Raw genomic sequence first — 18298 nt, forward strand, 5'->3', positions numbered from 1 at the left:
CAAATATACTAATAAAAATAGCAAAATCAAGAGAAAAGTCACATTTCTAAAAAAATTAGTTATGAGTGAAAAAAAGCTAAGATTTTAAAATACCTTAACATTCGGCTATTTACCTTTGCGGCGAAGTTGAATTTGTCAAACCAAACTATCCATTAATGACACAAAAACTTTTACAAACAATTATTGGGCTGGTTACCTTTTTGGTAATAGGCTCCAGCGCTTATGGGCAGGGTGTTACTACCGCTGCTATGAGCGGCCGTGTTACTGACACTGGAGGTAAAGGCCTCGAAGGAGCTACGATTGTGGCTACCCATGGTCCATCCGGTTCAGTGTATGGCGCTATTGCCCGTGGAGATGGTTATTTTAACCTTCCAGGTTTGCGCGTAGGTGGTCCTTACAAGGTTCGCATATCCTTTTTGGGTTATGGGACACAGGAGCAAAATGAAATTTATCTTGGGCTGGGTCAAAATTTCCAGCTGACTTTCAATCTGCAGGAACAGTCTGTTTCTACCGAAGAAGTAGAGATTACAGCGGTTCGTGCAGAGGTAAAAAATGGTGCAGCTACAAACATCAGCAACCAGGCCATTGGTACGCTGCCTACACTTAACCGTCGTATCAATGACTTTACCCGTCTGACACCTCAGGCCAATGGCGCTTCATTTGGTGGTCAGGACAACCGTTTCAACAACATTACCCTTGATGGTTCTGTTTTCAACAACAGTTTTGGTCTGGGCTCTCAGCCAGGTGATCGTACTGGTGTATCTCCGATTTCTCTTGACGCGATTGATCAGGTACAGGTGAGCCTCGCTCCCTATGATGTGCGTCAGGCTGGTTTCGTAGGTGCCGGTATTAATGCTGTTACCCGTTCAGGTACCAATGAAGTTTCTGCTTCTGTGTATCACATGCTTCGCAACCAGAACTTTCTGGGCGATTCTGCTGCCGGGCAGTATGTTCCCCGCGGAGACTTCAACTATTTTCAGAGTGGTCTGCGCGTAGGTGGTCCGATCATTAAGGACAAATTGTTCTTCTTTGTAAGTGGAGAGGTTGAAAGAAACTCATCACCCGGAACAACTTTTACACCGAATACAGGTGGTCAGCCTGTAGGTGGTTCTATTTCCCGTGTACTGAAGTCCGATCTCGATGAACTTTCCAGCTTCCTTTTGAACAGGTTTGATTATCAGACAGGTCCTTACGAAGGTTATAATCTTGATACAAGAGCTGATAAGTTCCTCGCCAAGTTTGACCTGAACCTGAACGATAAAAACAAAATGAGTGTACGTTACAACTACCTCAAATCCAGCCAGGATGTACTGTTATCCAACAGTTCTTCTCTCGGTTTCGGTAGTCGTCAGCCTAACCTCGAACGTTTCAGCTATCAGAACTCCAACTACAGCATCAATGAAAATATTCAGTCTGTAGTAGCAGAGTTGAACTCAAATATCACCGACCGGATTTCCAACAACCTGATTATTGGTTATACTTATCAGGATGAAGACCGTGGTGATTTTGATGGTGATAAAACTGATACCAGACCGACATTCCCACTGGTTGAGATTCAGAATAATGGTTCTACCTATATTTCTTTTGGTAATGAGCCATTTACCCCTTACAACCAGTTGAGCTACAGTACTTTCCAAATTTCTGATAACCTGACCTATTATGCTAATGCACACAAAATAACAGCTGGGTTTAACATAGAGCGTTTTTCCTTTAAAAACGTATTCTTCCCTGGCTCACAGAGTGTGTACGTATATCAGTCTCTGGCAGATTTTTATGCTGATGCTGACGGTGATGCCAATACGGTAATGGATACCACACTCCGTCGTTTCCAGCTTCGCTATTCTGCATTAGATGGGGGTGCTGAGCCTGTTCAGCCTTCGAAGGTGACCTATACAGGTCTGTATCTTCAGGATGAATGGCAGGTGAGCAATCAGTTTAACCTGACCTACGGTGTTCGTGTTGATATTCCTTTCTTCCAGAATACTGGTTATGAAAATACGGAAGTCAACAGCCTGTCTTTCCTTGATGACAATGCGCAGACAGCCAAATTCTCTACTTCTAAACTGCCAGATGCTAACCCGCTGATTTCTCCCCGTGTTGGTTTCAGCTATAACGTAAAAGCAGACGGAAGTACACGAGTACGTGGTGGAACCGGTATTTTCACAGGACGTCCGGCTTTCGTGTGGATTTCCAACCAGATTGGTAACAATGGTGTATTGACCGGATTTATCCAGGCTGATAATACCAGCGCTTATCCTTTCAATGCAAATCCTACCACTTATATTCCGGCAAATCCTACTTTGCCTTCTACTTACGAACTGGCGCTGACAGATCCGAAATTCCGATTCCCACAGGTATGGCGTTCGAATGTCGCTGTTGAACAAAAACTTCCCCTTGGCCTTATCGGTACAGTAGAAGTGTTGATAAACCGCGATGTAAATGCTGTTAAATACTACAATGCCAACCTGCCACAGGCGCAGTCTTCATTTGCTGGTCCTGACACTCGTCCCCGTTACACTGACAACCGGACCAATGACCAGATTACCAGTGCTATTGTACTTACCAACACCAACCAGGGGTCAGCTTACTCTATGACTTTCCAGGTTGAGCGTCCGTTTAACAATGGTTTCTACGGAAAACTCGCCTACAACTTCGGACAGGCTAAAAACGTAACCAATGCAGGTTCTATCGCTGCCGGGTCATGGTTTGGTAACCCAATCAGTGGTGATCCCAACAATCCTGCACTTGCATTTGCCAACGACGATCAGCGTCACCGTGTAATTGGTGCGTTGTCATACCGTATCGAATATGGCGACTTTGGCGCTACTCAGTTTGGTATCGTATATGAAGGTCGTACACAAGGCCGTGCGAGCTTTGTGTACAGCGGTGATATGAATGGTGATGGCGGTACAGCCAATGACCTGATTTACATTCCTAACAGTGGTTCTGAACTCAACTGGCAGGAATATACTTCCAGTGGTACAACGTTTACTGCCGAAATGCAAGCAGCAGCGTTTGATGCCTATATCGCCCAGGATCCTTATCTGAGCGCACACAAAGGCCAGGTAATGGAGCGCAATGGTCTCCTTCTTCCCTGGTTGAACAGAATGGACCTGAGCTTTGTACAGGAGTTTTTCGTCAATGCCGGTGGCAAACGCAATACACTGCAGTTCCGTGCTGATGTGATCAACTTCACCAATCTGTTGAACAGCAACTGGGGAGTCAGTCAGTCAGTAGTTAACACCCGTCCGGTTATTCCACGTGGTGTAAATGCTGAAAACCAGCCGATCTACCGTTTTGCAAGCTTTGGCTCTAACCTGCTCAACTCAACCTTCCGTTACAACAACTCCCTCAATGACGTGTGGCAGTTGCAGGTAGGTATCAGATATATCTTTAACTAGTTACTAGTTTACCTTTCTAAATAGAAAAGAGGCTGATTCACAAGGATCAGCCTCTTTTTTTATGCGATTCAATGAGCTAAGCGTTCGCTCATTCTTTCACATTTCCGGCAATTTCCTCCATGACTACCGCCGCGTGTTCAATGGAGTTTTCGATAAACCATTTGTTGGTATTCATTCCTCCGCAGACTGTCCCTGCCAGATAGATATTAGGAAGATTGCTTTCAAATGTTTTTTCATTTCGCTCCGGCAATTTTACTTCATCATTGGAAATACATACGCCGATTTTATTTAGCCACGAATAGTCTGGTTTATAGCCCGTCATGGCCAGTACAAAGTCATTTTTTATGGTAATGATTCCTTGTGGGGTGGAAATATCCGCTGAATCTTCTCTTACTTCGGAGAGAGAACTATTGAAAAAAGCCTGAATAGAGCCTTCTTTAATACGGTTTTCGATATCGGGTTTGACCCAGTATTTTACCCGGTGACTGATCTCTGCGCCGCGCACCACCAGGGTGACTTCTGCGCCTTTGCGCCATGTCTCCAATGCAGCATCTATTGCCGAGTTGGCCGCACCCACAACAATCACTTTATGGCCAATATAAGGATGCGGATCGTCGAAGTAATGTTTGACTTTGGGTAAATCCTCCCCGGGGATATCCATGAGGCTGGGATGATCATAAAATCCAGTTGCAATCACAACTGCGCGGGCGAGATAGGTTGTTTTTGCGCTTCTAACCTGATAGATTTTCTCAAAAGGTGTAATTTCTTCCACCTTCTCATAAGTTTGAATCCGAAGACTCCAGTTTTGCATCACTCTGCGGTAGTACTCCAGTGCTTCCTTGCGGGTAGGCTTATCGCGGTGAGAGACAAAAGGTACACCGCCAATCTCTATTTTTTCGGAGGTGGAGAAGAACGTCATATTTACCGGATAATGGTAGATAGAATTGACCAGGCAACCCTTTTCAACAATCAGATAACTGAGATTTCTTCGGGTTGCTTCAATGCCACAAGCCAGACCTATCGGGCCTCCGCCTACAATCAATACATCGAGAATTTTATCAGGCATAGTGAGTGAAATTTCCGCAAATTTCGGTATTTTTCCGGCGGTGCAAAAACTTTCAGTATTTATTGAAACTTATTTTGATAAATACCAAACAATCTGATTAAACAGAGTGTTAATCGAAGAAAATCAAGTGATTTATGAAAATAACCGATATAACAGATGGAGATAAACAGGAATTTTCTTAAATCGTGGCAATAATTGTATCAAATCAAAAATCATACGATGGTCAGGATTTCTGATACTGATAAAAACGAAACAACCCGATTTAAGTTGATTTTACATCCGGTCCGAATCTTATCTGACTTAGAAAATTTTTTAAGAAAAGGAAGGATTTTAGGAATTTAATTTAGAATGATTCTAAATGTAAGAATAAGATGAGAATCTTTGATCCAAGTGCTTTGAACAAAATCAGGACTATCTTAACTTGCCGCCCGAAAAAAGCAATGTCCGCTTTAAACGAAATCATTATGAAAAAGTTGGGCGACATAGAAAATATCTCATACTATATGGCACGATCCTATACCCGCTATATTCTGTTTTCCTCAATTTTGCTTTCCTTCTTCCTGCTGGGAGCTAATCAGCTTTATGCAGATGTGGATACAGCAGCCGGGGAAGCTTTATTCAAACAAAACTGTTCTGCCTGTCACAGGGTAAATGCAAAACTCATTGGCCCGCAGTTGTCGGGTGTCGCTACCAAATACGCCGCTGACAAAGAGTGGCTGTACAAATGGGTGCAAAACTCCACCGCGCTTATCCAATCCGGAGACGCGAAAGCTGTAGCCCTCTGGGAACAATATAATAAAGTGGCAATGACCGCTTTTCCTCAGCTGACCCCTGCGGAGATCGATAACATCCTGGCCTATGCAGATGAAGCTGCTGCTCCTCCCAAGCCTGTAATTATTGATGGACAGACTGCAGAAAGTCCACTCCCCACCGGTATTTATTATGCTGTGCTGGGACTCATTGGTTTGCTGGTGCTGATTGCGCTTTTGCTGGTGGTAATTACAGCCACACTGGTCACCGCGGTTCAATCCAAAGAGCAACAGGAAGCATTTTCTTTTGCGGATGTCTTTTCCCGGGCAAAACTTATCCTTCAGAACAAATTTGTCATTGCAGCGATCACCACCTTTGTGCTGGTGGGCGGCTCTGCCAAAGCTATCGTGGAAGCCCGTACGATAGGACTCAATCAGGGTTATATGCCTGAGCAGCCTATCAAATTCAGCCATAAACTTCACGCTGGTACCAATCAGATTGCTTGTGAATACTGCCACTCTGGTGTAACCAAAAGCAAAAACGCATGGATTCCTTCTGTGAATGTATGTATGAACTGTCATACGTACATCAACCAGGGGCCCAATTATGGTACAGAAGAGATTGCTAAAATCTACGAAGCAGCGGGGTTTGATCCTGAAAACGCGACTTATTCCAAAGAGCCGAAGGCGGTAGAGTGGGTGAGAATTCACAACTTGCCTGACCACGCGTACTTCAACCATGCACAGCACGTAGTTGTGGGTGGTGTAGCCTGTCAGACATGCCACGGTCCTATTCAGGAAATGGAAGTTGTCTATCAGTTTACCAATCTGGGTATGGGCTGGTGTGTAAATTGCCACCGCGAAACCAAAGTGAAAGTCCTGGGAGAAGAAACCGACTTTACAGTTGAAGATATGGGCGGACTTGACTGCGCCAGATGCCATTATTAATATAAAAAACAGATCATCATATAACTTTACATAGATGAAAAAACCAACGTATTGGAGAGGCCTGGAGGAAATGAAGCAAACGCCTGCGTATCTCAAACAGGCAACTGAAGAATTCCCCACTGATATTTCTCTGGAAGATGCGTTAAGTGAAGCTTCCGATAAGTCGCTCGGCTTTGCGTCCAACCGCCGTGATTTCCTGAAGGTTTTGGGTTTTGGGATTACTGCTGCTACCGTTTCTGCCTGTGTGGAAGGTCCGGTAAAAAAGGCAATCCCTTATGTAAATAAGCCTGACGATATCATTCCGGGTGTGGCAAACTGGTACGCTTCTACAGCTTCTACAGGGACCCCCATTCTGGTAAAAACCCGTGAAGGTCGCCCGATCAAACTGGAAGGCAACCCGGATTCTCCGCTGACCAAAGGCGGACTTTCTGCTTTGGGACAGGCTACCCTGCTGAATCTGTACGATATCGACCGTATGAAAGGCCCTATGAAGGGGGGAAATGACGCCGGTTGGGAGACGGTTGACACAGAAATCATGCAAAAACTCGCGCAGATCCAGGCTTCCGGTGGAAGCCTCCGCGTAGTATCCAATACCATCCTCAGCCCATCGTTGCAAAAAATCGTTAGTGAATTTGTTGGCGCATTTGGAAACGGTGCGCATGTAACTTACGATCCTGTATCGGTTTCAGCGCTGGCTAAGGCACATGAAGTTGCTTTTGGCAAAAAGGGTATTCCTTCTTACAAATTTGGCGATGCAGACGTAGTCATCAGTTTCTCCTGCGACTTCCTCGGCACATGGCTTTCTCCGGTTGAATTTGCTGCACACTATGTAGCAAAGAGAAACCCCGACCAGCCCATGTCAAGACACCTGCAGTTTGAATCTCTGCTGACGATCACCGGTGCAAACGCAGATATGCGTTTCCCAATCAATCCTTCGCAGGAAGGTGTCGCACTGCTGAACCTGTTTAATAAAGTTGCACAAAAACTGGGCAAAGCCACCATTCCGGGCGTGCCTGAATACAACGTCGCACTCAGTGGGCTGGATAAAGCCGCTGATGACCTCGTAGGTGCTCAGGGCAAATCACTGGTGGTATGTGGTACCAATGATGTCGCTATTCAGGTTGTCGTTGCCGCTATCAACAATATGCTTGGCAACTATGGCAATACACTGGACATAGATAATCACTCGCTGTACAAGCAGGGAGATGACGAAGCGCTCGCGCAACTGGCAAAAGAACTCGAAGGCGGTCAGGTTAAAGGTCTGATTGTCGTAGGTGCCAACCCCGCGTTTAACTCAGCTTTTGCTAAAGTATTCGCAGATGCCATTCCTAAACTAGATCTTTCTGTTTCGCTTGCTTATAAAGAAGATGAAACCTCTGCACTTTGTCAGTACACATGTCCTGACAGTCATTTCCTCGAATCATGGGGAGATGCACAGCAGACGGCCAGTCATTATAGCCTTATTCAGCCTGCGATTCATCCGATTTATAAAACCCGTCAGGCTGCTGCATCATTTTTGAAATGGTCAGGGCAGAAGACTTCGTATCTGACATACCTCCAGAATTTCTGGAAGGATAAGTTTTACGATGGTAGCAGTGAGTTTCGTGTATTCTGGAATGAGACACTACGCAAAGGTGTAAGGTTGACTTCCCCCAATGCAGCCGGAGCTACTTTCCAACTGGCCGACGTTTCGCTAAGCACTTATGCCAATACACTGAAACAAGGATTTACCGATTCCCCTGCGGAAGGACAGTTTGAGCTGGCTTTCTACCAGAAAGTAGCCATCCGCGATGGCGTTGAATCAGGAAATAATCCATGGCTTCAGGAAATGCCCGACCCGATTACCAAATCTACCTGGGACAACTATCTGACCGTTCCTTACAGCTATGCGGAAGCATCAGGTCTCAAAAATGATGACGTAGTGAAAGTATCGTTTGGCGGAAACGAACTGTATATGCCGGTAGTGGTTCAATCAGGCCAGGCCAAAAATACCTTAGGGATTGCGGTAGGTTACGGAAGCACTAAAGCTGGTAAAACAGCCAAAAGAGCTAGCGGAGAAGTTATCAGCGGACGTCAGGTTGCAGGAGCCAATGTATATCCATTTACATCAGTAAAAGACGGCGCAGTATCTTACTCGGTGAGCGGCGTTACTATCGAGCGTACAGGTCTTACGTATCAGGTTGCGCTGACTCAGACCTTCAATACGCTGTATGATCCTGCAAAAGGTGTACAGTTTGGAGAAGATTACGACCGCACAGATCATATTATTCAGGAAACCTCATATAACGATTATAAGGATCCCGATGGTCACTATGCAAAACATCTCGAAGAAAAAGAATCGCATAGAAAACATCTGGTAACCCTTTGGGATTCACACTTTGAAGACCCCGAAACCAGCCGTTATATCCACTGGAAAATGGCCATCGACCTTAACAAGTGTACGGGTTGCGGTGCTTGTGTGGTAGCTTGTCAGGCCGAAAATAATATTCCGGTTGTAGGTAAAAAAGAAATCCTTACCCGCCGTGATATGGCATGGATGCGGATTGACCGCTATTACAGTGGCAACCCCGACAATCCGGATGTGGTTTTCCAGCCGATGCTTTGCCAGCACTGTGACAATGCACCATGTGAAACGGTTTGTCCGGTTCTCGCTACGATCCATAGCCACGAAGGATTAAACCAGATGGCTTACAACCGTTGTGTAGGAACCCGCTATTGTGCCAACAACTGCCCATATAAAGTGCGTCGCTTCAACTGGCATAACTTCTGGAAGAGCGAAAGACTTTTCGGCGATTTCTATACCCACAATGAGCTGGGACGTCTGGTACTGAATCCTGATGTTACCGTTCGTTTCCGGGGTGTGATGGAAAAATGTTCATTCTGCGTACAGCGTCTTCAGGATGGAAAACTGAGAGCGAAAGTAGAAGCAAACAGCACATTTGCCAAGCCGGAAGATGGTTCTATTAAAACCGCCTGTCAGCAATCTTGTCCTACGGGAGCGATTGTATTTGGCGATTTCAATGATCCAAACAGCGAAGTTTCACGCCTTTTCCGCGACAAACGCGCTTACGCAGTATTGGAAGATGTAAAGACCCTGCCTTCTATCAATTATATGACCCTCGTGAGAAATCGCGATGCAGAGGAAGTTGCATATAAGGAAGAAGAAAGAGCTGAAGCAAGAAATTATCAAGCATAAAAAATATTTAAGAATAAACACTGACTATGAGCCACGCAGAATCACCCATCAGGCAGAAATGGGTAGTCAATACAGACCACTACGGGCAGATAACGGAAGACGTCACTCGTCCGATTGAGTCAAAACCCAACCTTCTCTGGCTGGCGGCTACTGGTTTTTCCGCCATGGTATTAGGATTAGGTACTGTGTTAATCGTTTGGACGATTTACGAAGGTATCGGCGTTTGGGGGCTTAACCGTACAGTTGGTTGGGCTTTCGACATCACAAACTTCGTATTCTGGGTCGGTATCGGTCACGCCGGTACGCTGATCTCAGCTGTACTGTTGCTGTTCCGCCAGAAGTGGAGAAATTCCATCAACCGGGCCTCAGAGGCTATGACCATTTTTGCGGTTATGTGTGCGGGTCTTTTCCCGCTGCTTCACATGGGCCGTCCGTGGTTGGGTCTTTGGTTTTTGCCTTTGCCCAATACAAGAGGATCGCTGTGGGTGAACTTCAACTCTCCGCTGCTTTGGGACGTGTTTGCTATTTCGACCTATCTGACGGTTTCGCTGGTATTCTGGTATCTGGGTATGATTCCTGACTTTGCTACCATTCGCGACCGTATGGCTAAAAAAGGTCGCAACATTGCTGCGATGATCTATGGTGGAATGGCTTTTGGATGGGAGGGTTCTTCACGGAACTGGTCTCGATTTGAGATTGTCTCGCTGATCCTTTCCGGTCTTGCTACCCCACTGGTACTTTCTGTACACTCCATCGTAAGTATGGACTTTGCGACTTCGGTTATTCCTGGATGGCATACGACGATTTTCCCTCCATATTTCGTTGCAGGAGCGATCTTCTCCGGATTCGGTATGGTACAGACGCTGATGATCGTAACACGGAAGGTGTATAAGCTTGAAAATTACATTACAATGGATCACATGGAATCCATTGCTAAGATTGTAATTGCGACAGGCTCGCTGGTCGGTCTGGCGTATATGACAGAGTTTTTCACTGCATGGTATTCCGGGTCGCTGTGGGAAAGATATATCTTTATCAACCGCGCTTTTGGTCCTTTCGGATGGGCATACTGGATTATGTTCAGCTGTAATGTGATCACGCCACAGTTGTTCTGGTTCAAGAAAATCAGAACTAATATGGTGCTGACTTTTATCATTTCCATATTCGTGAACGTGGGGATGTGGTTTGAGCGTTTTGTAATTATTGTAACTTCCCTTCACCGCGACTTCCTGCCTTCAAGCTGGGCTAGTTATGCGCCTACCTATGTTGAGGTTGGGATTCTGTTGGGTACCTTCGGTTTGTTTATGACCTGCTTCTTCCTGTTCTCCAAATATCTGCCGGTAGTGAACATGTTTGAAGTAAAAACACTGGTCAATCATCCGAAAAAGCCTAAAAATCTGGAAGAAAGAGCAGAAGAACCGGTAACAGTATAATGAAAAAAGAATCAATAGACGGCCATTTTAGATTAAGATAGATGAAAAAGAATTTCTTACTAGGCAAATACTGGGATCCGGATGCAACGCTCGACGGATTGAAGCGCCTTCAGGATGCAGGAGTACTCGTATCGGATGTATTCTCTCCGTTTCCCATTCACGGTATTGAACCCTATCTGAATATCAAGCGGACCCGCCTTACAGTTGCAGCGTTTATTTACGGCTGTCTGGGTGCTTTGACAGGGATATTGCTCATAGCAATTGTATTTGGGGTGATATGGCCCATGAACATTGGGGGTAAACCTACTGTTCCGTGGCCAGACTTTGTACCGATTACCTTTGAGCTTACGGTATTATTTGCTGCTCATGGAATGGTCATTACCTTCCTGATCGTAGGCAGATACTGGCCGGGTAAAAAGGCTGTGCTTATGGATGACCGTCAAACCGACGACGTATTTGTTGTGGCGATTGATAAAAATAAAGTGGAAGACGAAGCGGAAGTCCGCAGAGTTTTTTCCGAGACAGGTGCTTTTGAAATCACTGAAAAAGAAGTATAAGCCAATGATACGGATCAATCATAAATGGAAGATAGCGGGAATACTGGGCGTAGTAGCACTTGTTGTTACCAGTTGCTATACAGATAAATCCAAGCGGAATATTGAGTTTGCCCCCAACATGTATAACTCACTTCCATTGGAACCCTATTCCCAAACCGATTTTTCCGGAACAGCCACCGGCGGGCACTATGCAGCCACCGGTAATTCCGGACCGATGAACTCCATATTTGCTGATGGGCTGAATGCACAGAAAGCCCCCGAAGGTACAATCCCTCGCGAAGAGTCCTGGATTCGCCCGGAAGCTTATATGCCTTATCCTTTTGCCAATACACCGGAAGGAAAGGACAGTGCCAGACAGTTTTGGACGAGTCCGTTCAACAATGTGTCCATGAATGAGAAAGGCTACGAATGTACAGAAGCTACCTATCTGAAAGGAAAAACTGTCTATGAGACTTTCTGTATCATGTGTCATGGAGCCAATGGCGACGGACAAGGCAACCTGGTTACCAGTGGAAAATTTGGCGCAGTGCCTAACTATAGAGACCCTGCTGTAATTGTGTTAAGTGAAGGAGAGATGTTTCATTCAATTACCCATGGAAAAGGGATAATGGGATCTTATGCCTCTCAGGTTACACCTATGCAGCGCTGGCAGGTGATTTGTTATATCCGAAAATTTCATGAGCAATAAAAAATAAAGACTTTGGAAGCTGTACACACTACATCCGAAAAACTCAACGATCGGTTTAATTTCAGCGGTATCTCGCGTACAGTGGCTTATGCCCTGATCGGGATTGGAATTATTCTTTCTATCGCTGGGTACTTTCTCGCCTCAAATCCGGCTGGAGATTCACACGGCGGAGGGCATGCCACAGTGGAAACTCATGACCAGGCGGTACATCCTGCCTCAGATACTCCCGCTGATGAGGAGGGACATGGCGGAGGCCATCTCCATCACCCCGTAAATAAGGGTACACGCCTGTTGTCCAATATTCTGATTGACAGTCTGTACTTCCTTACCATTGCTATGGGAGCAATGTTTTTTCTCACCATTCACCAGGTCGGTAATGCTGGCTGGCATACAGCGATCAAACGGGTACCAGAGGCGATTTCCTCCTATCTGCCGGTTGCTGCTGTCGGATTTGTAGCGCTATTTTTCTTCCTGGATCATTTGTTTGATTGGGCTTACCTACATCCTGGTCAGGATGAGCTTATTGACCTGAAGCGCGCCTACCTCAATAATGGATTTTTTATTGGAAGAAGTATCGTCTTCTTTGGCGGATGGATTGGTGCTGCTTTGTGGTTGCGGAAGCTATCTGTCAGTGAAGATACTGATGGCGGTTTAAACAACTTCTACAGAAGTCAGACGATTTCGGCGATATTTATCATATTCTTCGCGATTTCTTATTCTTTGTTTTCTGTTGACTGGGTAAAATCCCTGGAGCCTCACTGGTTTAGCACGATTTTCGGCGTGTATATATTTGCAGGATCAATGGTTTCTTCAATCGTAGTAACCTATCTGGTCATTCTTTTTCTCAAAAGCCAGGGCCATATGTCCTATGTGAATGATTCGCATATGCATGACCTGGGCAAGTATGCATTTGGTTTTACCGTTTTCTGGGGATATATCTGGGTTGCCCAATATCTTTTGATCTGGTATGCAAACATTCCGGAAGAAGGTATTTATTACGTCATCAGATATCGCGTGGAAGATGAAGCGTATCGCGGTTATGCATCATTTTTCTACCTCAATATTTTCCTCAACTTCATCATACCATTTTTTGTGTTGATGACCCGCAACGCCAAACGTCGTGCAGAGGTATTTATTCCGGTAGCGGTGATTATGCTTTATGGGCACTGGCATGACTTGTTCCTTATGGTAATGCCCGGAGCAATGCAGCAAAACCAGGGAATCGGCATTATTGAAGTAGGGGTCTTTGCAACCTTCGCCGGAGTATTTTTGCTGGTGGTATTTAATGCTTTGTCAAAAGCTAATCTGGTACCACTGAAACACCCTTACCTCGAAGAAAGCCTGCACCATACTACTGGTCCGGTATAATTAAAGGTATTATTTATTCATTAATCAGAGAGATACAGCTATTTTTGCATATATGGATCCTCAAACACTCCAATCACTAATCGGAATCGCCCAGATCCTGCTCGTATTAATCTTCGGGCTGGTATGTGTCAACCTTTATCTGGTCTTCCGGCTGAAAGAAATTGATCCTTTCGCCAAATGGAACCCCCATAAAATCAATGGCACCTTGTTTTTTGTATTTATGGTTGTGGGGACCGTTGCCGCTTTTGTTTCTACCGGTGCCTGGTCAGAGCATTATACCCTGATCAATGATCCGGCTTCTGAACATGGAAAGGACATAGATTTCATGTTTGATGTTACCACAGTTGTTGCGGTTTTTGTTACCGTAGTTACCAATGCGCTGTTGTTTTTCTTTGCATGGAAATATTATGCAAAGCCGGGACAGAAAGCGTTGTTTTATGCCCACAACAACAGACTGGAGATTACCTGGACGATCATTCCTGCTATTGTACTTACAGGTTTGGTTAGTTACGGTATTATCAACTGGAATAAAATCACCGGAGAAGCTCCTGCCGACTCGTTGGAAGTTGAGATCAACGCGCAACAGTTTTCGTGGACATTCCGTTATCCAGGCCCTGACATGTTGTTTGGTGAAACAAAAGTTTCCTACATCAATGAGGCTGAGTCTAATCTCTTAGGCTTTAATACGGCTGATAAAAGAGGGGTGGACGATATTATTACACGTGAGATCCACTTTCCGGTGAATACCAATATCCTTTTGAAAATCAGATCACGTGACGTACTTCACAGCCCTACCTTACCGCACTTCCGGGTAAAAATGGATGCTGTACCAGGTATGCCTACAAGTTTTCATTTCAAACCAACGGTAACAACCGCAGAAATGAGACAAAGACGCGGCGACGAGACCTTTAACTACGAGATGTCCTGCCAGCAGATATGTGGCAGTGCTCATTGGAATATGAGAGCGGTTGTCGTAGTTGAAACAATGGAAGAGTACCAGGCATGGCTGAAAAGCCAGGCCAGCGATAAGCCCTATTTTGTAGATAGCGGCAATACGCCTACTGCTGAAACGGAAGTAAATCTCACCCTGAATCAATAAACTAAGGCTACGGATTAAAGAGTATTGAATATGTCTGATATGACTGCACATACGGTTCAAAATGGCAATGGCGAGCACCATTCCCACGATCATCACCATCACGGTAACTTCTGGACACACTACGTATTCAGCCAGGATCACAAGATGATTGCACGGCAGTTCCTCATTACAGGGATTGTTATGGCGGCGATAGGTGTAATCCTCTCTCTGCTTTTCCGCATTCAGCTTGCTTATCCAGAGACTGCCTTTCCATTTATGGAAACGCTTCTGGGCAAATGGGCTCCGGGAGGACAACTTGACCCTGCCTTTTACCTGGCATTGGTTACCATGCACGGAACCATCATGGTATTTTTTGTACTTACTGCGGGTCTTAGTGGTACATTCAGCAACTTCCTGATTCCATTGCAGATAGGTGCAAGAGACATGGCTTCAGGCTTTATCAACATGTTATCATACTGGTTCTTTTTTGCTTCCTGTGTGATCATGATTGCCTCTCTGTTCATCTCTACAGGACCTGCTGCCGGTGGGTGGACGATTTACCCTCCGCTGAGTGCTTTGCCTCAGGCTATTCCGGGTTCTGGATTAGGTATGACCCTTTGGTTGCTGGCAATGGCTTTGTTTATTGCTTCATCTCTGATGGGTGGTATCAACTACATCACAACTGTACTGAATCTCCGCACCCAGGGCATGTCGCTGATGCGTATGCCATTGACTGTATGGGCATTTTTCCTTACCGCCATCATCGGTGTACTTTCTTTCCCTGTATTGTTTTCCGCAGCGCTTCTGCTGATGTTTGACCGCCTGCTGGGAACGAGCTTCTACCTTTCTGATATCTATATAGCGGGTGAACTTCTCCACTATCAGGGAGGAAGCCCGATCCTTTTTCAGCATTTGTTCTGGTTCCTGGGACACCCGGAAGTATATATCGTATTGCTCCCTGCTTTAGGTATTGCATCTGAAGTAGTGTCGGTGCATTCGCGTAAGCCGATTTTCGGCTATCAGTTTATGATTGGTTCGATGATCGCTATCGGATTGCTTTCATTTATTGTCTGGGCACACCACATGTTTGTAACAGGAATGAACCCATTCCTTGGGACGGTATTTATGATATTTACGCTGGTGATTGCCGTTCCGTCGGCGATTAAGGCATTCAACTATATCGCAACACTCTGGCGAGGCAATATTCAGTTTAATCCACCTATTCTGTTTGCCATTGGGTTGGTATCATTCTTTATCACAGGTGGTATTACAGGTATCTATCTTGGAAATGCTGCACTGGACATTCCGCTTCACGACACTTACTTCGTTACGGCTCACTTTCACCTGGTAATGGGTAGTGCTTCTGCATTCGGATTTTTTGCAGGTGTATATCAGTGGTTCCCTAAAATGTTTGGTAAAATGATGAACCGTCGACTGGGGTATGCACACTTCTGGTTGACATTCATTTCGCTGTATCTGGTATTTTTCCCTATGCACTTTATGGGGTTAGGGGGAGTTGCAAGACACTATTATTCCAATACTGCATTCTCTTTCATGGAAGTTTTTGTGAACCTTCAGACATTTATCACCTTCGCAGCGATATTGGGGGGCACCGCACAGCTTCTGTTTGTAGTGAATTTCTTTGGAAGTATTTTCTTTGGAAAAGAAGCTCCATTGAACCCATGGCACTCCAATACACTTGAGTGGACTACTCCTGTAAACCCCGGACATGGTAACTGGCCTGGAGATATTCCTGCTGTATATCGTTGGCCTTATGACTACAGCAAGCCAGGTATCAAAGAGGATTATCTGCCTCAGCATATCCCGGATGAAGAAGTAGAGTACGAAGAAGGCTTTCCCAAACCAGCAACAGTTCCTCAAAGAGAATCTGCACCAAAACGGGTTGAGGAAACAAGTGAGGAAAAAGAATAAATAATTTGGCAACGGCAAAAATCGTCAATCGGTATAGGAAAATCGCAACTATTACGGTTGTTGCCGTTGTCTTTTTGATTTTCGTAGGTGGGCTTGTGCGGATGACTGGCTCAGGAATGGGTTGCCCGGACTGGCCGAAGTGTTTTGGGACATGGGTTCCTCCTACGGATATATCCCAATTACCTGTGGATTATAAAACCAGGTTTCAGGTAGCTGGAAAGATCATTGCAGATTTTGATCCTTTTAAAACCTGGGTAGAATATATCAATCGTTTGATTGGCGTTTTAATAGGGTTCTTTGCCATACTTACAGTTGCAGCTGCAGTTCCACTGAGAAAACAGCACAAAAGAGAATTTTGGCTGAGTATTTCGGGACTTGTTGCGATTATTATTCAGGGATTGATCGGTGCGTATGTTGTCAAAACTCACCTTCAGGTGGGAACGATAACCATACACATGGTAATTGCCCTGGCTATTTTGGGTATTTATGTTGCAGCATTACTGTATTCATACCTGCCTGAACTGGTCTCAATCGGGGAAAAGATAGCCAAAATCCCTTCATCACTGGTTTTCACCGGATTATTTGTGATCGTGATTACGGTCATTCAGATTGTGTTAGGGACACAGGTGCGTGAAGTCGTGGACCATGTCGCAGAACAATTGGGTGAAGAATCGCGGAATCGTTGGATAGATTCACTGGGAAGTATATATGAAATCCACCGGTTTTTCTATTATCTGGTCGTAGCTGCACTGGGATTTTGGTTGTATAGAATGAAAGAATGGTTGAAGGAACCGGGTATTATTCAGACGTTGATGCTTTTGGCAGTAGGTGTGTTGGTTTCTGAGATCATATTGGGATTGGGAATGCATCATTTGGGAATACCCAAAGTTTTCCAGCCACTTCATTTGTTGATGGCAACCCTGTTATTGGGAATTGAATTTGGATTATGTGGAATATTGTTCCTTTTAAATAAGGAAAAAGAATAATGATTTACGAACAAACAGAAAAAATCAGTCGTCTTCAGACAGTAAAAGCTAAAATTTCAGCTTACACAGAGCTATTGAAATTGAGGCTCTCTCTGCTTGTGGCAATTTCTGCAGTTTTTGGCTATGCCATAGCTGCCGGAAGCGAATGGACTTCGGCTGGCTTATTCTGGATAGGGCTGGGGGGGATGCTGATCACCGGGGCTTCGAATGTCCTGAACCAAATGTTTGAAAAGGAGTTGGATGCCTTGATGAAACGCACGGCACAGCGGCCGATTCCCACGGGAAGGATATCTTCTAAAGAGGCATTGGTCTTTGCCTTGATACTGGCCGCGACTGGGGTAGCGATTATTGGACGCTTTTTTAACCTTCCTTCAGCTTTGCTGGGCGTGATCGGCTTGCTTTCCTATGCGTTTGTTTACACACCGATGAAACGAATTTCTCCAGCATCTGTATTTGTTGGGGCGATTCCGGGAGGCCTTCCACCGCTGATCGGCTGGGTGGCATTTACCGGGAATATTGGGATCGGCGGGCTAATCCTGTTTGTCATCCAGTTTCTCTGGCAGTTTCCACACTTTTGGGCCATTGCCTGGTTGTTGGATGAAGATTATCAGCGTGCAGGGTTCAAAATGTTGCCTTCAGCATTAGGTAAAACTCCATTCAGCGCATTGATGATTCTGATTTATACTATTTCTCTGGTTCCTGTGGCAGTATTTCCGGTTCAGGCCGGATTAATCAGCTGGCCGGCAGCCGGGGTTCTCATGGTATTGGGTCTGGTATTTTGTATTCCTGCGTGGAAACTGTACAAGACAATGGATGCCGTACATGCGCGCAAACTGATGTTTGCGTCATTTCTATATCTCCCATTGGCTCAATTGGTATTTATATTTTAATAAATG

Annotated in this window: 12 protein-coding genes; 11 read left to right on the plus strand and 1 reads right to left on the minus strand. The window is 45.2% G+C overall.

Features of this window, described 5'->3' with window-relative positions:
• Positions 1 to 155 precede the first annotated feature (155 nt).
• Positions 156 to 3401, plus strand: a complete 3246-nt coding sequence (locus R3D00_03520) for a carboxypeptidase regulatory-like domain-containing protein (protein ID MEZ4772226.1) — start codon at positions 156 to 158, stop codon at positions 3399 to 3401.
• A gap of 88 nt (positions 3402 to 3489) precedes the next feature.
• Here the strand turns inward: R3D00_03520 and R3D00_03525 are convergent, their stop codons facing one another.
• Positions 3490 to 4467 (minus strand): YpdA family putative bacillithiol disulfide reductase, encoded by a 978-nt coding sequence (locus R3D00_03525; protein MEZ4772227.1) that lies wholly within the window; start codon positions 4465 to 4467, stop codon positions 3490 to 3492.
• 464 nt (positions 4468 to 4931) lie between these two features.
• On the opposite strand from R3D00_03525, the gene R3D00_03530 reads away from it, so the two are divergent.
• Genes R3D00_03530 through cyoE form a run of 10 tightly spaced genes read left to right on the plus strand, consistent with a single transcriptional unit; the run spans position 4932 to position 18292 of the window.
• Entirely contained in the window at positions 4932 to 6164 is a 1233-nt protein-coding gene (locus R3D00_03530; GenBank protein MEZ4772228.1) for a cytochrome c3 family protein, read from the plus strand.
• A gap of 34 nt (positions 6165 to 6198) precedes the next feature.
• On the plus strand, positions 6199 to 9360 hold the full coding sequence (locus R3D00_03535) for a TAT-variant-translocated molybdopterin oxidoreductase (protein ID MEZ4772229.1): 3162 nt from the start codon (positions 6199 to 6201) through the stop codon (positions 9358 to 9360).
• Between the two features lie 26 nt (positions 9361 to 9386).
• Positions 9387 to 10793 (plus strand): NrfD/PsrC family molybdoenzyme membrane anchor subunit, encoded by a 1407-nt coding sequence (gene nrfD / locus R3D00_03540; protein ID MEZ4772230.1) that lies wholly within the window; start codon positions 9387 to 9389, stop codon positions 10791 to 10793.
• A gap of 41 nt (positions 10794 to 10834) precedes the next feature.
• A complete protein-coding gene (locus R3D00_03545; protein MEZ4772231.1) occupies positions 10835 to 11350 on the plus strand; it encodes a DUF3341 domain-containing protein in 516 nt (171 codons plus the stop codon).
• Between the two features lie 4 nt (positions 11351 to 11354).
• Positions 11355 to 12038: a c-type cytochrome gene (locus tag R3D00_03550; protein MEZ4772232.1), complete on the plus strand. Its 684-nt coding sequence runs from the start codon at positions 11355 to 11357 to the stop codon at positions 12036 to 12038.
• Between the two features lie 12 nt (positions 12039 to 12050).
• Complete coding sequence (locus tag R3D00_03555; protein MEZ4772233.1) at positions 12051 to 13406, plus strand: hypothetical protein; 1356 nt, start codon at positions 12051 to 12053, stop codon at positions 13404 to 13406.
• Between the two features lie 52 nt (positions 13407 to 13458).
• The gene (locus R3D00_03560; GenBank protein MEZ4772234.1) at positions 13459 to 14505 is read left to right on the plus strand and encodes a cytochrome c oxidase subunit II; all 1047 of its coding nucleotides are present in this window, start codon (positions 13459 to 13461) and stop codon (positions 14503 to 14505) included.
• A gap of 39 nt (positions 14506 to 14544) precedes the next feature.
• A complete protein-coding gene (locus R3D00_03565; protein MEZ4772235.1) occupies positions 14545 to 16416 on the plus strand; it encodes a cbb3-type cytochrome c oxidase subunit I in 1872 nt (623 codons plus the stop codon).
• Between the two features lie 5 nt (positions 16417 to 16421).
• Positions 16422 to 17402 carry a COX15/CtaA family protein gene (locus R3D00_03570; GenBank protein ID MEZ4772236.1) on the plus strand — a complete coding sequence of 327 codons (981 nt, stop codon included), beginning with the start codon at positions 16422 to 16424 and terminating at the stop codon, positions 17400 to 17402.
• Positions 17402 to 18292, plus strand: a complete 891-nt coding sequence (gene cyoE, locus R3D00_03575; protein MEZ4772237.1) for a heme o synthase — start codon at positions 17402 to 17404, stop codon at positions 18290 to 18292. The genes R3D00_03570 and cyoE overlap by 1 nt, the downstream gene beginning before the upstream one ends.
• Positions 18293 to 18298 lie beyond the last annotated feature (6 nt).

Source organism: Bacteroidia bacterium (assembly GCA_041391665.1).
Lineage (GTDB): Bacteria > Bacteroidota > Bacteroidia > J057 > J057 > JAGQVA01.

Bases quoted from the DNA above. Each gene is read 5' to 3' on its own strand.
- R3D00_03520 (MEZ4772226.1), top strand. From the start codon at position 156: ATGACACAAAAACTTTTACAAACAATTATTGGGCTGGTTACCTTTTTG.
- R3D00_03525 (MEZ4772227.1), bottom strand. From the start codon at position 4,467: ATGCCTGATAAAATTCTCGATGTATTGATTGTAGGCGGAGGCCCGATA.
- R3D00_03530 (MEZ4772228.1), top strand. From the start codon at position 4,932: ATGAAAAAGTTGGGCGACATAGAAAATATCTCATACTATATGGCACGA.
- R3D00_03535 (MEZ4772229.1), top strand. From the start codon at position 6,199: ATGAAAAAACCAACGTATTGGAGAGGCCTGGAGGAAATGAAGCAAACG.
- nrfD (MEZ4772230.1), top strand. From the start codon at position 9,387: ATGAGCCACGCAGAATCACCCATCAGGCAGAAATGGGTAGTCAATACA.
- R3D00_03545 (MEZ4772231.1), top strand. From the start codon at position 10,835: ATGAAAAAGAATTTCTTACTAGGCAAATACTGGGATCCGGATGCAACG.
- R3D00_03550 (MEZ4772232.1), top strand. From the start codon at position 11,355: ATGATACGGATCAATCATAAATGGAAGATAGCGGGAATACTGGGCGTA.
- R3D00_03560 (MEZ4772234.1), top strand. From the start codon at position 13,459: ATGGATCCTCAAACACTCCAATCACTAATCGGAATCGCCCAGATCCTG.
- R3D00_03565 (MEZ4772235.1), top strand. From the start codon at position 14,545: ATGACTGCACATACGGTTCAAAATGGCAATGGCGAGCACCATTCCCAC.
- cyoE (MEZ4772237.1), top strand. From the start codon at position 17,402: ATGATTTACGAACAAACAGAAAAAATCAGTCGTCTTCAGACAGTAAAA.